General features: G+C 56.2%; 14 protein-coding genes. All 14 read left to right on the forward strand.

What is annotated here, in order from left to right:
• On the forward strand, positions 1 to 737 hold a 737-nt coding region (locus ABYV26_RS08330; protein WP_372679975.1), incomplete at its 5' end, for an RNA polymerase sigma factor RpoD/SigA.
• 208 nt (positions 738 to 945) lie between these two features.
• Positions 946 to 2550, forward strand: a complete 1605-nt coding sequence (locus tag ABYV26_RS08335; protein ID WP_372679976.1) for a tetratricopeptide repeat protein — start codon at positions 946 to 948, stop codon at positions 2548 to 2550.
• A complete protein-coding gene (locus ABYV26_RS08340; RefSeq protein ID WP_372679978.1) occupies positions 2547 to 3368 on the forward strand; it encodes a hypothetical protein in 822 nt (273 codons plus the stop codon). Before ABYV26_RS08335 ends, ABYV26_RS08340 begins: the two co-directional genes overlap by 4 nt.
• Positions 3365 to 3850, forward strand: a complete 486-nt coding sequence (locus tag ABYV26_RS08345) for a Mut7-C RNAse domain-containing protein (protein WP_372679980.1) — start codon at positions 3365 to 3367, stop codon at positions 3848 to 3850. Before ABYV26_RS08340 ends, ABYV26_RS08345 begins: the two co-directional genes overlap by 4 nt.
• On the forward strand, positions 3847 to 4701 hold the full coding sequence (locus ABYV26_RS08350; protein ID WP_372679982.1) for a P-loop NTPase: 855 nt from the start codon (positions 3847 to 3849) through the stop codon (positions 4699 to 4701). The genes ABYV26_RS08345 and ABYV26_RS08350 overlap by 4 nt, the downstream gene beginning before the upstream one ends.
• Positions 4702 to 4703: 2 nt before the next feature.
• Positions 4704 to 5483: a RimK family alpha-L-glutamate ligase gene (locus ABYV26_RS08355; protein WP_372679984.1), complete on the forward strand. Its 780-nt coding sequence runs from the start codon at positions 4704 to 4706 to the stop codon at positions 5481 to 5483.
• Positions 5470 to 6645, forward strand: coding sequence for a deoxyguanosinetriphosphate triphosphohydrolase family protein (locus ABYV26_RS08360; protein WP_372679986.1), 1176 nt, complete (start codon positions 5470 to 5472; stop codon positions 6643 to 6645). Before ABYV26_RS08355 ends, ABYV26_RS08360 begins: the two co-directional genes overlap by 14 nt.
• A 33-nt stretch (positions 6646 to 6678) precedes the next feature.
• The gene (locus ABYV26_RS08365; protein WP_372679988.1) at positions 6679 to 7455 is read left to right on the forward strand and encodes a UPF0280 family protein; all 777 of its coding nucleotides are present in this window, start codon (positions 6679 to 6681) and stop codon (positions 7453 to 7455) included.
• A gap of 138 nt (positions 7456 to 7593) precedes the next feature.
• On the forward strand, positions 7594 to 7977 hold the full coding sequence (locus ABYV26_RS08370) for a hypothetical protein (protein WP_372679990.1): 384 nt from the start codon (positions 7594 to 7596) through the stop codon (positions 7975 to 7977).
• A gap of 150 nt (positions 7978 to 8127) precedes the next feature.
• Complete coding sequence (gene mutS, locus ABYV26_RS08375) at positions 8128 to 10731, forward strand: DNA mismatch repair protein MutS (RefSeq protein WP_372679992.1); 2604 nt, start codon at positions 8128 to 8130, stop codon at positions 10729 to 10731.
• 17 nt (positions 10732 to 10748) lie between these two features.
• Positions 10749 to 12764, forward strand: a complete 2016-nt coding sequence (locus tag ABYV26_RS08380; protein ID WP_372679994.1) for an N-acetylmuramoyl-L-alanine amidase — start codon at positions 10749 to 10751, stop codon at positions 12762 to 12764.
• Positions 12765 to 12838: 74 nt separating this feature from the next.
• On the forward strand, positions 12839 to 13630 hold the full coding sequence (locus tag ABYV26_RS08385; protein WP_372679996.1) for an enoyl-CoA hydratase/isomerase family protein: 792 nt from the start codon (positions 12839 to 12841) through the stop codon (positions 13628 to 13630).
• A 198-nt stretch (positions 13631 to 13828) separates the two neighbouring features.
• The gene (locus ABYV26_RS08390) at positions 13829 to 15130 is read left to right on the forward strand and encodes a phenylacetate--CoA ligase family protein (RefSeq protein ID WP_372679997.1); all 1302 of its coding nucleotides are present in this window, start codon (positions 13829 to 13831) and stop codon (positions 15128 to 15130) included.
• An 88-nt stretch (positions 15131 to 15218) separates the two neighbouring features.
• Positions 15219 to 15650: an ACT domain-containing protein gene (locus tag ABYV26_RS08395; RefSeq protein ID WP_372679999.1), complete on the forward strand. Its 432-nt coding sequence runs from the start codon at positions 15219 to 15221 to the stop codon at positions 15648 to 15650.
• The last annotated feature ends 83 nt before the right edge of the window (positions 15651 to 15733 follow it).

Below are 15733 nucleotides of genomic sequence, written 5' to 3' on the forward strand. Positions count from 1 at the left end.
ACGCCCTGGTTACTTCAAATCTGAGACTGGTGGTTAAAATAGCCCTGGAATTCCAGCGGGTCTGGATGCAGAATCTACTGGACCTGATTCAAGAGGGCAATATCGGCCTGATGCAGGCGGTTAAAAAATTTGACCCATACAAGAACGTCAAGTTTTCCTACTACGCCTCTTTCTGGATCAAGGCCTATATCCTTAAGTTCATCATGGACAACTGGCGTCTGGTGAAAATCGGCACCACCCAGGGGCAGCGTAAACTTTTTTTCAAGTTGAAGAAAGAAAAGCAGAAGCTCATCGAAGAGGGCTTTGACCCCAAACCGAAACTGCTTTCCCAGCGATTGGGCGTTTCCGAACGTGAAATTGTGGACATGGACCAGCGCCTGGACGGCTGGGACATCTCTTTGGACGCACCGCTCAAGGAAGATTCAGACACCGAGCGGATAGAATTCATGAGCACGGAATCAGAATCGGCTGAGGATACGGTGGCGAAAAAGGAGATGTCCTCCCTTCTCAATGAAAAAATCGCCGAATTCAGGACCCAGATGACCGACCGGGAATTGGAGATATTTGACAAACGGATCTTCTCCGACAGCCCGGTGACACTCCAGGAGATCGGCGACAAATACGGCATATCCCGTGAGCGGGTGAGACAGGTCGAAAAAAATGTGGTCAAAAAGATGAGGGACTACTTCAAAAAAGAAATTCCCGACTTCGAGACCTATACCGAGGGAGTCTCCTGATCGATCGGCCTGCGACCGGGTATTCGCCTGTTTCATGCGTACAGCGTTGGCCAAGCGATCCGGCTGTCTGCTTGGCCATGTTTATTTGTTGAAAGAATAATAAATGAAAAAACAGAACGTTAGATACATTATAGTAATGTTTTGCATTATTTTTCTTGCCGGGTGTGGACGGACGGGTTTGAGATCGCCTGGTCCGAGCTGGACGAAAATGCCGGTCGCTGGGGGTCGCCCGGTCAACGCCTATTACCTTTTCTCCGAGGCTCATCTGTCTCTCAAAAAAGGCGATCTGGATCGCGCCCTCGAATTCATGCAGCAGGCCTTGGCCAAGGATCCGGAGTCGGTGTTTCTGAAACGTGAACTCGCCGGTTTCTGGCTGATGAAAAAAGACACGACGGCTGCCATTCAGCTTCTTGATGACATTTTGGCCGACCATCCCGATGATGTCGACACGTTGATCTTAGCTGGACGGATTCATCAGAACATGAGCCAGCCAGAAGCTGCCATGGATGCCTTTTCACGGGTAATTGCCCTGGATCCTTCCCAGCAGAATATCTATCTCCTGCTGGGCAGCATCTACATGGATCAGGAACAATGGAGTCAGGCCGAGCAGGTTTATGAACAGCTCGTAAAAAACTTTCCGGGATCCTATGCCGGTTACTTTTTTTTGGGCCGGATCAATGCCATCAAGGGTGATCAAAAAAGCGCCGAGGCCTTTTTTGAAAAAACGCTGGCCTTGGAGCCGGACCTGGTGGAGTCGCGCTTCGAACTGGGGGCCTTGTATGAAACCGAAAAGCGCTACGACAAGGCCGCTGCGACATACAACGATATCCTGAAGCAGAATCCCGGCAATGCCCAGGCAAGCATGGCGCTGGGTCATGCCTACTATCACCAGGGCCAGAAGAAAAAGGCCGCCAAGATTTTCACCGAACTGGGGAAGATGAGTCAGGAAGATCAGGAGATCGTCCGCACCCTGGTGAGAAACTACCTGGATGCCCGGGAGTTTGAGGCGGCATCCGTCATCATCCAGGGCATGATCAAGGGCGCGCCGGATAATTCAGACCTCAACTATCTGGCCGGCGTGGCCTTGGATGGTCTGGGAAAGAAAAATGCGGCCATCGATCAGTTAACACAGGTGGCGCCGGTTTCGCGTTTTTTTCAGAACGCCGCAGTTCACGCCGCGCTGCTTTACCAAGAAATGGAACAGCTTCCAGCAGCCATCGATTTCCTTCTGAGAACGATCGAAAAAGATCCGAAAAATCCTGAATTCCGCCTCTATCTGGGATCGTTTTACGAGCAGCTGGAGGCATACGAAAAGGCTGAAACGGCGCTGAAGGACGGCCTTGGCCTGGATCCTGAAAACCCCCGCCTATATTTCCGATTGGGTGTGGTTTACGACAAATGGGGCAAGAAGGAAGACTCCATTGCCGCCATGAAGCAGGTGATCCGTCTGGAGCCGAACAACGCCAACGCACTCAATTACCTGGGATACACCTACACCGACATGGGCATCAAGCTCGATGAAGCGGAGCAACTGATCCGCAAGGCGCTCGAACAAAAGCCCGGCGACGGGTATATTACCGACAGCCTCGCCTGGGTTTACTTCAAGCGGGGGCAGTATGAAAAGGCCCTGCCGCTGTTGGAGGAGGCGTCAAAGCTGGTCCCGGATGACCCCATCATCTTGGAGCATCTGGGTGATGTCTACCACAAGCTCGGCCTGACTGAAAAAGCCCGGCAAAGCTATCACCAATCCATTGAAAACGGCCACACCGACAAAGCGGCCGTAGAGAAGAAAATCCGGCTGCTGGCACCATGACCCATGCATTCCCCCGCCTTGGCCGTCGGTCGTTATCCGATCGCTCTCCTTTTTACCTGAACGGATGGCTGGTTATCATCCTCCTGACGGCCGCCTGGTTGACCGTTGCCTGCGCACGGTTTTCCCCATCGGATATCCCCCGCGACCTGGCGGCGGAACAGATGGTGGCCGGGTTGAGGTCAACCAACACCCATCTGACCCGGTTCAAATGTGTCGGGAAAATTATCCTGTCCGTCCCCCAACAGCCGGTGCAATCCTTTCGCGCGGCCATTGCCGGCCAGTTGACCGACCGTCTGAGAATCGACATGTTCGCTCCCTTCGGCGGATCGGCCGGCACGGTTTCCAGCGACGGGGAGCATCTCTTCCTTGTCATGCACCCATCCGGTGAATATTATAAAAGACGTTTCGGCAGCGGCAGTCTTGAAAAAATGATAAAAATAGATCTTAGCGTGAGTGATCTGCTGGAATTGCTGGTGGGTCGAATCCCCATGAATGCGGAATTCTCGGCCCGGCTGGCGTCTAATGACCATACAGGGCTGCCCGACCTGCTGCTGGTTGATCGATGGGGCAAGACCCGTCAGCGGGTCACCGTCGATGGCGCCATGCACCCGGTGGCGTCAGTATGGTTCGACGGCCATCAAAACCCGGTCTATACCCTGACGGTTACCGGGACGCAGACCATCGGCGGATTTGTGCTGCCCATGCGAATCGATTTATCGGGACCCTCCGGAGAACGGGTGACGGTAAACCTGGACCGCTATGAGGTCGATGCGCACTTGGATGAAACCCTTTTTAGTCTGGACCCACCGTCATCATGAGGTCGGCGTGGCGCTTTGCAGCGGAAGCCACGCTCGGGAAATTGGGCCGGGATCTGCGAACGGCCGGATTCGATACCCTGTGTCAGCACCAAAGCCGGGATGTTCACTTTTTCGACACGATTGACGGTGGGCGCGTCATATTGACCCGAACAAGGCTGTTGAAGTTGCGCTTGGAAGCCCGACCCCTGGTGTTCATCAGGGATAACGACCCGGTTCAACAGATGAAGCAGGTGGTTCGAGAATTGAATCTCGGGTGGTGCGACGTCAACCTTTTCAGCCGCTGCCTGGCGTGTAATCAAAATCTTTATGAGGTTGATCGGGAAGCGGTGATCGGGCTGGTGCCGGCCTACGTCTGGCAACGCCAGCCCACTTTTCATGCATGCGGCCAGTGCGATCGGATTTACTGGGCTGGAAGTCATCACGACCGAATGGTCGAACGGCTTTCAGCCATTTTTCAAGACGAAAGACGAGAAAACCAATGACGACCCAACAATCCAGAAAAAGCGGTTGCGGCGGCGGCGGTTGCGGCAGCAGCGCGGCTCCGGATCCACAGGATCAGAACATCGGCAACGCCCTGTCAAAAATTAAAAACAAACTGATTGTCATGAGTGGCAAAGGCGGGGTGGGTAAATCCAGTTTTGCCTCCAGCCTGGCGGTGTCGTTGGCCGGCAAAGGCTTTTCGACCGGCCTGCTGGACGTCGATCTGCATGGCCCCAGCATTGCCGGCATGCTGGGCATCAAGGGGCTGTTGGATGTCAACGAAGACCAGCAGGTGATCCCTAGCATGGTGAACGACAACCTGAAGGTGGTTTCCATGCAGTCCCTGATGAAGGATCCCGATCAAGCCGTCATCTGGCGGGGGCCCGCCAAAACCGGAATCATTCGACAATTTATCGCCGATGTGCGCTGGGAGGCCCTGGATTTCCTCATCGTCGACTCCCCGCCGGGAACCGGTGACGAACCATTGAGCGTCGCCCAGACCATCACCGGCGCCAAGGCCTTGATCGTCACGACCCCGCAGGAGGTGGCCCTTGCCGATGTGCGAAAATCAATCAACTTCTGCCGGACGGTCAACCTGGATATCGTGGGCCTGGTGGAAAATATGGGGCCGTTTGCCTGCCCTTGTTGTGGTGAAACCGTCGAACTGTTTAAAAGCCGCGGCGGTCAGCTCACTGCGAAAAACATGGGGGTGGCTTTTTTGGGTACCTTGCCCTTTGATCCACACGTGGTCAAGGCCTGCGACGAAGGTACCCCCATTGCAGCCGCAGGTCATGCCGGACCCTTTGTGAATGCCCTGGACCAGGTGGTTCGGGCCATCGTCAGCCGCCTCTAACCATGGCGCGGCAGGTTCTGGCACTGGAAGCCCGCTTGCGCGCGTGCAGCAATGTCCGCGCCATCGGTGTTCGCCCTAACTTCATGGACTACAGCCAAGAGGAAGTGGGGTGGATTCGAGACGCCGGGAAGATCTACTATCCCACCGCGTTTTATGCGGACCTGTTCGATGCCGTGGGCAAACCCACGTTTCCCAGTTACCACACCTACAAGTGCACGCAGGACAAAATCAAGCAGACCGCCCTGTTTCAGCTGGCGGGCCTGCCCCACCCGAAAACGCGCGTGTTTTACGGCAAACGGCAGAAAGCAAGAATCCGGGATTACTTTTCCTATCCGTTCATTGCCAAAGAGCCGCGCGGTTCAGCCATGGGGCGGGGTGTATACCTGATCGGCAGTGATGCCGATCTGGACGCCTACACCCATGACCGGCACGTGGCCTACATCCAGCAGTACCTTCCCACGGACCGGGATATCCGGGTGGTGGTGGTCGGCAGCCGGGTGGTTCATGCCTATTGGCGGATTGCCATGGCAGGCGAGTTTCGGTCCAATGTGGCCCGAGGGGGGCGCATCAGCCTGGCGCCGGTACCCGAAGCCGCCGTCGCCCTGGCCCAGCGGGCCGCGCAGGTTTGCGGATGGGACGATGTGGGCATGGACATCTGCTGCCACGACGGACAATTCACGATTCTGGAAGCCAATATGAAATACGGCCGGGAAGGATTTCGGGCGGCTGGAATCGACTATTTTCAGATGATGGAGCGCATGATCGACGATGGACAAATTTAAGGAATTTTCCACTCCGCCCATACTGGACAGCCTTACCTCGACGCTGAACCGACAGGAGCGAGAGATCTTTTCGCCGGCGGCCACCTATAGCGAGTCCGGCGTGCGCCGCCACCCCATCATCGATTCTGCGGCCGGCTACCGGCAGGCGTTTTCGCTGGATTCGGACCGGATTCTGCACAGCCGGGCCTACACCCGCTACATCGACAAGACCCAGGTTTTTTACCTTATTCCCAACGACCACATCACCCACCGGGTGCTGCATGTTCAGCTGGTCTCCAAAATCGCCCGTACCATCGGCCGGTTTTTGAGGCTCAACGAAGACCTTATCGAGGCGATCGCCTTAGGCCATGACATCGGCCACACACCCTTCGGCCATGAAGGCGAGCGATACCTGTCCGATTTGTGCCAAAAGGCAGGCATCGGCCACTTTTTGCACAATGTCCAGAGCATTCAGTTTCTGGACCGGGTTGAGCGCAAAGGCCAGGGGTGGAACCTGTGCCTGCAGACCCTGGACGGAATTCTATGCCACGACGGCGAGATCCATAACCGGCTGCTGACGCCCAATCCCGACAAGGATTTTACGGGCTTCGCAGCGGAGATTGCCGCCAAGAGGGCTGATCCGGATTTCCCGCTGATCCCCATGACCACCGAGGGATGTGTGGTGCGGATGGCCGACACCATCGCCTACATCGGCCGCGACCTTGAAGATGCCATCCGCCTGGGCCTTCTCGATCGCCGTGATATCCCCGAGTCCATTGCCCGGATTCTGGGCAGCACCAACGGGACCATTGTCTACCGCCTGGTAACCGATGTGATCCAGAATAGTCACCAGAACCATTTCATAGCCTTCAGCCCAACGATTTCAGAAGCGTTGAAAGCCCTCAAAGCCTTCAACCTGGAACGCATCTACATGAACCCGAAAAGCAAGGTGCACTCGGCGGCCATTCACCGGCTCTTTTCCATGCTGTTCGACATGCGCTTGGAGGATCTGGAGACGAACAACCGTTCATCCGACATCTTTTCAGGATTTCTGGCAGACATGTCGGAGGCCTACATTGCCAATCACAGCAATCCGGAAATCGTCCGGGACTACATTGCGGGCATGACCGACCGCTATTTTTTGCACCAGTTTCCTGAACACCTCCGGCCGGTGGCCGAATAACTTAACCGTTCACTGACACCTTATTTTTCCCCCATGAACGACCCATCTGATTCACCGCCGCCTTTGCCGGCCCACGATTGCGAACGCACCTATCGGCAACGGGTGCGCCGTGTGGGTCTGCGCTCCTTTCGGGTGGTCTGTCAGGAGACGGACCTGATGGTTCAGGCCGATCGCCTGCTCGACGATGAAGCCCGTGAACAGGTGCTTGTTTGTCGGGGTCAGATCGACGGGTACATAAAGCGTTATCCGGCTTTTGCGGTCACCTTGGAGCCTTGGCGGGAACAGGCCTTCGCACCTGAAATCGTCCGTGAAATGATCGCTGCAGGCACCGCTGCCGGTGTGGGCCCCATGGCGGCGGTGGCCGGTGCGGTGGCCGAAAGCGTGGGGCGTCGACTGCTCGATTTCAGTCGTGATGTGGTGGTTGAAAACGGGGGTGATGTCTTCATCAAAACCAAAGGCCCGGTAGTGGCCGGACTATTTGCCGGCAGGTCCCCCTTGAGTATGAAATTGGGACTTAACGTGGCAGATTCAGGCGATGGCATCGCCCTGTGCACCTCTTCAGGAACGGTGGGGCATTCGCTGTCGGCGGGATCTGCCGATGCCGTCTGCGTGGTTTCGCATTCTTGTGCCCTGGCCGATGCCGCTGCCACGGCCATTGGCAACCGGATCCGGTCGGCCAAGCAGATCAAAGCGGGCATCGCCTTTGGCCAACAAATCGCCGGTGTGATGGGGGTCGTGGTGGTGGCCGGTCGGGAAATGGGGGTCTGGGGCCAGGTTGAACTGGTGCCCCTCAAAGGAAAAAAAGGTTGAGTTTTGGGACGGAAAAGGATAGAGATGCCTGATAATCAAAGGGTTTCATGGACGTTGGCGGACGCTCGACGACCCAGTCCACCAAACCCGGCGCGACGCTAACCCCCCAACGGAAACCAGGTGGAGGAGAAACACACTATGAAAAAGGTGAAAATCGCCTTCTGGATCGTCGTCTTCGGCTTTATCGGGCTGGTCATTTTTCAGAACAAAGATTTTTTCATGTCCGAAAGCCGCCTGATGATCGACCTGGGTTTTTTTTATTATGAGACGCCGTTTCTGGCCAATGCCATTTTCTTTGTGGCATTTTTCCTGGTGGGTATTTTGATTTCCTATTTTTTCAGCCTGTTCAAGCATTTCAAGGACGCCAGAACCATCAAGACGTTCAAGGCCAAGGAGACCAGCCTCGTGGAAACGGTATCGACACTGGAACAGCAGCTGTCCGCCCAAGCGGAGGCCGCTGAGCCTGCACCCGCGGCACCTGCTGATGATGAACCCGTAGAAGTGGTTGCCGAATTGAAATGATCCGGATCGTGCCGTCGGCCGCGGCGAATTTGGAACATGGCCCCGTCATCGGCCGCCCTTTTGGGGCGGTCGCCTCTGTCACCTGCCGCCTCACATCCTTAACCCATTCAACCTATTTCATGATTGATGGCCTCCGTTAAAGCTACACCCATGATGCAGCAGTACCTCTCCATCAAGGAGCGGTACCCTGACGCCCTTTTGTTTTACCGCATGGGTGACTTCTACGAGATGTTTTTCGAAGATGCCCAAGTGGCCTCCCGTGTGCTGGAGATCACCTTGACATCGCGCAATAAACACGATGCATCGCCGGTGCCCATGTGCGGCGTGCCCTATCGGGCTGCACAGGGATATGTATCTCGGCTGATCGAAAAGGGATACAAGGTCGCCATCTGCGACCAGGTGGAAGATCCCAAAGCGGCCAAGGGGCTGGTCAAGCGGGAGGTGGTCCGGGTGGTGACCCCCGGGATGATCGTCGAGGATGAACTGCTGGATGCAAAGACCAATAATTTCATTCTGGCCCTGTCCCGACACCACCAGATGGTCGGCCTGGCCAGTCTCGACATTTCCACCGGTGCGTTCCGCCTCACCGAGACGGCGGACATGTCTGCCATTTTAGATGAAGTCATGCGGGTGGCCCCGAAAGAAATGCTACTCCCTGAATCCCTGAACGCCGATGCCGCTATCACATCGTTTTTAAAGGGAGACCGCATCGGTGCCCTGACCGTGATGGCAGACCCTTCATTCGAGTTTGCCGGCAGCCGTCAACGGCTGATGGAGCAGTTCGACACCCTTTCGCTGGAAGGCTTCGGATGCGAGACCATGAAAGCCGGCGCAGGGGCCGCCGGGGCACTGATCCAGTATGTCAGGGACACCCAGCGCCAGAAGATCAACCACCTTACCGGCGTGCAGACCTACTTTCTCGGGCAGTTTCTCGTTGTGGACGACCAGAGCTGCCGGAACCTGGAATTGTCGGCGAACATACGCACCGGCAGCCGTCAGGGAACCTTGCTGGGGATTATGGACCAAACGGTCACCGCCATGGGCGGAAGGCTCATGGCGCAGTGGCTGCGCTACCCGCTGCTGGATCCAGCCCATATCCAGGTCCGGTTCGATGCGGTTGCCGATGCCGTGGAACAGATGCAGGCCCGAAGGGACCTTCGGGAGTCGCTTAAGCCGGTGCGAGATCTTGAGCGCCTGGGCAGCAAGATCTCCATGGGGCACGGCAATGCACGGGATCTGACGGCGCTGAAACACTCCCTTTTGGCATTGACGGACATATTTACCGCACTCTCCCACCTCTCCGCCGCCTCGTACCGATATGACCGGGGCACCGACGCACTGTTTGCAATGGCCGACCTGATCGATCGCGCCATCCGCGAGGATGCCCCGCCGGTGATCACCGAAGGGAGCATGATCCGTGAGGGATACAACGCAGAACTGGATGAATTGATCCGCATCAGCCGGGACGGTAAGGGATGGCTGGCAGAGCTGGAGGCCAAGGAGCGCAGCGCCACCGGGATCAACTCCCTCAAGGTGCGCTACAACAAGGTTTTCGGCTACTACATCGAGGTTTCGCGCACCCACAGCGAATCGGTGCCTGATCACTACGTACGCAAACAGACCCTGGTCAATGCGGAGCGATACATCACCGATGAGCTCAAGCATTTCGAATCCCGGGTGCTCAACGCCGCCGACCAGCGCAACGGTCTGGAAATGGATGTCTTCGTTTCCATCCGGGATCAGGTCAGGGCCCATCACGCCGATATCCAGACGGTCGCCCGGTTCCTTGCCCGGGTGGATTGTCTGGCCACGTTTGCCGAGATTGCCCAAAACAACGGCTATTGCCGTCCGGACTTGAACACCGACGGTGTCCTGGAGATTCGGGATGGACGCCATCCAGTGGTTGAAAAATTGATCACCGCTGAGCGCTTCGTTCCCAACTCCGTCGTCATGGACAACCAAAGCAATCAGGTGTTGATCATCACCGGACCCAACATGGCTGGAAAATCCACTGTGCTGAGGCAGGTGGCGCTGGTGACCATCATGGCCCAGATGGGATCTTTCGTACCGGCCGAAATGGCCAATATCGCCATTACCGACCGTATCTTCACCCGGGTGGGTGCGTTGGACAATCTGTCAGCCGGTCAGAGCACGTTTATGGTGGAAATGCAGGAAACGGCCAACATCGTCAACAACGCCACGGCGAAAAGCCTGGTGATTCTGGATGAGATCGGCCGTGGCACGTCAACCTATGACGGCTTGAGCATCGCCTGGGCCGTTGCCGAGCACCTTCACGACCTGCACGGTACGGGCACGCGCACCCTCTTTGCCACCCACTACCACGAACTGACCGAGCTGGAAAACCAACTCGACCGGGTAAAAAACTACAATATCGCCGTCAAGGAGTGGAACGACGAAATCATTTTCTTGAGAAAACTGGTCGAAGGGGGTACCAATCGCAGTTATGGCATCCAGGTCGCCCGACTGGCCGGGATTCCCGAGCCGGTGATCCGGCGTTCCAAAAAGATCCTGGCCCAGATCGAAGCGGGGATGCACCCTCGTGCGGATGAAGAAAAAGCGGCCGAAACCGGTGGGAAAAAAAGAAAAGGGCATGTTCAATTGGGGCTGTTCAGTCCCATGGAACGAAAATTGCTTGAATCGCTACAGATGCTTGACTTGCAACGAATGACTCCCATTGACGCCCTGAATGTGTTAAACGAATTGCAGATCAAGGCCCAATCCGTTGTGATTTGACCCTTACTCGAGTGAATATGCAGCGACTCGCCGATAAATCTTTGTGTCCGACCGTTTTCCGCCTGGTGGCCCTTGCCCTGTTGATCAATGTGGCCATGGTCTGGCCGGCCTGGGCCTTGACGCCCAAGCAGCAGTATTATCGCGCCGAAAAGGCCTATGCGACGCTCAAGAAAAATCCCGACCACCAGAAATACCGGGACAAGTGGCTGGCCTGCATCGAAAATTACCAGAAGGTGTACCGGCTGAATCCGTCAGGCCCCTGGGCCGCTGCCGGACTCTATAAATCGGGTACGCTATATTTGGAGTTGCACACGCGTTCCTATCTGGACGCCGACCGCCAGGAAGCGGTAGACGCCTTCCACCGGGTTATCCAAGGATATCCCAAGAGCCGCTACACCATTCGATCCAGATCGCAGCTGGCCGCTTTGGAGAATCCGGCCGCACGCCCTATACCATCGCCTGCCGCCAGGCATTTAAAAAATGCCCATGCCGCTTATGACCAATTGATGGCCAGCGCTAAAAAACAAAAATATCGGGATCAATGGGAAAAATGTGTCGATCACTTTCAGGTGGCTTATCGGTCGGACCCCCGTGGTCCCGATGCAGCCGAATCGCTGTATATGACCGGACTGCTCTTTAAGGGCTTGTCGGACGCGTCTCGTCGTGAGGCGGATCTCGACCAGGCCATGGAATACTTTAGGCGGGTGAAACACGAGTTTCCAGGCAGCGCCTTTGCCGATAAGGCCGAGGCTGAACTGGCCGGTAATATGTCTGGATCCGCCGCCGTTGCTGACCCGGGCGACCCGCTGGCCAGTATCATTGCCGGCAGTCAAAACGATGATGTGGCCGGCATGCCGCATGCCCCCCTGCAGCCACCCGGCCTGGTTACCGTGCAGGGCCTGCGATTCTGGTCCAATCCCAGCTATACCCGGATTGTTATCGATGCCGACCAGGAGACCCGTTTTTCACACCGGTTGCTGAAAAAAGACCCCGCCATCAAAAAACCCCAGCGCCTCTACATCGACCTGAGCAAGAGCCGGCTGGGCAGTGGTATCCAGAAGTTTGTCCCCATCAACGATGAATTGCTCAGCGATGCGCGAGCCGGGCAGTACACCGGTGAATCCGTCCGAATCGTTGTGGACATCAAATCTTTTAAAACCTATAAAATTTTTTCCCTGAAAAATCCCTTTCGCATCGTCCTGGACGTGTGGGGGGACGATTCAGTCCGGCAGGCCACAGGCCCGTCCGCCTCGCCCACACGGCCTTCCAATGGTAAATTGCCGCCCGGGGCCATCGCCCGCCAACTGGCATTGGGCGTGAGCCGGATCGTCATCGATCCGGGTCACGGGGGAAAGGATTATGGTGCCCCTGGGTATCTGAAAGGGGTCCATGAGAAGGACGTCGTGCTGCAGATTGCCAAACGCCTGGCCCGCAAAGTGGAATCCGAGCTCAAATGCGATGCGGTCCTCACCCGGACGACCGACCGTTACCTGACGCTGGAGGAGCGCACCGCCATTGCCAACACCCAGAATGCGGATCTGTTCATCTCCATTCATACCAATGCGGTCAGAGACAGGCGGGCATACGGTATTGAAACCTTTTTCCTGAACCTGGCCACCGACGACGATGCCATTCGGGTCGCCGCCCGTGAAAATGCTACATCGGCAAAAAATATCAGCGACTTGGAGACCATTTTAAACGACCTGATGCAGAATGCCAAAATCAGCGAATCCAGCCGCCTGGCAGCCATGGTCCAGCAGGAAATGTATTCGCATTTGAAAAATCATTTCAGCCACATTCGCAGCAAAGGCGTCAAACAGGCACCCTTTTACGTGCTTCTGGGCGCCCAGATGCCGGCGCTGCTGGTGGAGACGTCATTTATTTCAAACCCCAGGGAGTGCAAGCGCCTGGTCAGTGCCAAATACCAGGAAGAGCTCTGCGACGGCATCATCCGTGGGATCCGAAAGTATATCAAAGAGACCAGTCCCACCGCTTTTTTCTTTCCATCGGTGGAGCGGGACAAAAACGGGTAAAGACCGTTTACAGTGATTGCGGTCACTGCCGGCCACCGATCATTCAACCCACACCTTATCAGGAGGAATCTGCCATGGCATACGAAAACATCATCTTTGATGTGGTGGAGGGCATTGCCACCATCACCTTCAACCGCCCCAAAGCCCTAAACGCGCTCAACGGCCATTTACTCGACGAACTCGCAGCGGCATTGGATGAAATCGAGGCCGACGAGGAGATCCGTGTGCTTGTCCTTACCGGTGCCGGTGAAAAATCCTTTGTGGCCGGGGCGGACATTACCGAACTGGCGACCTTCAACACCCTGCAGGGCAAGCTGTTCTCAAGAAAAGGGCAGCTGACCATCGGCCGTCTCCAGGAAATGGCTATTCCGGTGATTGCCGCGGTAAACGGATTTGCCCTGGGAGGGGGCAGCGAGATGGCCCTGGCCTGCGATTTTATTTATGCATCCGAAAACGCCATGTTCGGCCTGCCGGAAATTACCCTGGGCATCATCCCCGGATTCGGCGGCACCCAGCGCCTGCCCCGCCTCGTCGGCAGCAACCGGGCCAAGGAGATGATTTTTACCGGGCGGCTGATCCCTGCCGCAGAAGCCGAGAAAATTGGCATGGTCAACCAGGTTTTCCCGTTGGAATCATTGATGGAAGAAACCCTCAAGACCGCCCGGACCATTGCCACTAGAGGAAAAGTCTCCGTCAGAGCCGCCAAACAGGCGGTCAACAACGGCCTTAACGTGGATTTGGCCACCGGTTGCCAGATCGAGGTCGATGCCTTCGCCATTTGCATGGCCAGTGAAGACGGCAAGGAGGGGACGCGCGCATTTATTGAAAAGCGCAAACCTCAATTCAAAGGCTCGCTCAAAGGATAGTGCGCGACAGCAACTGAGCCCGACAGGCCAGGGGAGGACGATGCCTTCGTCTGACTCCCCACGGCCAAACCTATTAAAAGAGGCTGTGGGGGATTCCTCCCGGCCTTTTTTATTGAACCTGCCCGTCGAGGGTTCAGTCCAAGGGATCGAACGGTTAGGTTCCATTCCCACCCTTTCGGCGAGAAGGAGAGAGGCAACATGATTCACGACATTGAATACGAAACCATGCCGCGCGAAGCCCTTGAATCCATACAGCTTCGTCGGCTGCAGACCACCTTGGAGCGGGTATACGCCAATGTTCCCTTTTACCGTAAACGATTCCAGGCGGCTGGGATCGTCCCGGCGGACATCAGACACCTGGACGATCTGCACCGGATACCATTTACCACCAAGCAGGACTTGAGGGACAACTACCCGTTCGACATGTTTGCCGTGCCCATGGATAACGTGGTTCGCATACACGCATCATCCGGCACCACCGGCCAGCCCACGGTGGTGGGGTATACGGCCAGGGATGTCGGCACCTGGTCCATGCTTATGGCCCGCGCCCTCTCCGCCGGCGGTGCAGGACGCGGCGATATCATTCACAATGCATACGGATACGGTCTGTTTACCGGCGGCCTGGGGGTCCACTACGGCGCGGAACGACTGGGTGCATCCGTGATTCCGGTTTCCGGCGGCAACACCAAACGTCAGGTGGTGATCATGAAGGATTTCGGCCCGACCATCCTCACCGCCACGCCGTCCTATGCCCTCCATCTGGCCGAAGTGGCCGAGGAGATGGGGGTTGCCTTCGATTCACTGAAATTCAAGTTTGGCATTTTCGGTGCCGAACCCTGGTCGGAGAAAATGCGCGAAGAGATCCAGCGGAAGTTGAATCTCATGGCCGTTGACATATACGGCCTCAGTGAAGTGATGGGCCCGGGGGTCGCCATCGAATGCCATGAAGCCCAAAAAGGCCTGCATGTCTTCGAGGATCACTTCATACCGGAAATCGTCGATCCCCAAACCCTTGAACCCCTGCCCTATGGAGAAACGGGCGAACTGGTCTTCACCTCGCTCACCAAAGAGGCTTTCCCCGTGATCCGATATCGCACCCGGGACATCACCGCACTGAATCCTGAACCGTGCACCTGCGGCAGAACCCATGTTCGCATGAACCGGGTGACCGGACGCACGGACGATATGCTGATCATCCGAGGCGTCAATGTATTCCCCTCCCAGATCGAAAGCGTGATTATGACGACCGAGGATGCGGCGCCCCACTATCAGTTGGTGGTGGACCGCGAGGACAACCTGGATGTGCTCACCATCAAATTGGAAGTGGGAGAGGGATGTTTTTCCGATGAAGTCAAAGGCCTGCAACACTTGGAGCGACGCATCACCAAAAACATCAAAGAATTACTGGGTGTCTCGGCCAGGGTGAAGCTGGTAGAGCCCAAAACCATCGAAAGAAGTCAGGGCAAGGCGGTAAGGGTTGTGGACAACCGCACGATTTGACATTTCTTAAAAAAAATAACGACATCGCTTGAGTCGATGACCCCCATGACCGATTATAACCATGACTGAACGATAAATGGAGTGACGCATGCACGTTGAACAGATTTCCGTTTTTCTGGAAAACAAATCCGGGCGCTTGTCTGAAGTGACCGCTATTCTATCTGAATGCCAAGTGAACATACGCGCCCTGGCCCTTGCCGACACCTCGGATTTCGGCGTGTTGCGGCTGATAGTGGATGATACGGACAAGGCCCGCCAGGCCCTCAAAAAAAACGGTTTTACCGTAGGCAAGACCCAGGTGGTGGCGGTGGAGGTGAACGATCGCCCCGGAGGGCTTCACGATATCCTGATGTTGCTTCATGCGGCCAATTTCAATGTAGAATATATGTACGCATTCGTGCGGTCTTCCGGTGACAACGCCGTCATGATCTTTCGCATCGAGCGGGAGCAGGAAGCGATACGGCTGCTTCAATCCAAGGGCGTCAAGGTCATCGATGGGAAGCAGCTTTACACACTTTGATGGCATCGATGAGCCGTCACCTGCTGCTCTCGGCCAAGCTCGCTGCGGGTTTATTTAAAGGCCGCGGCAGCCACCATCCGCCG

Source organism: Desulfosarcina sp. (assembly GCF_041551955.1).
GTDB lineage: Bacteria > Desulfobacterota > Desulfobacteria > Desulfobacterales > Desulfosarcinaceae > Desulfosarcina.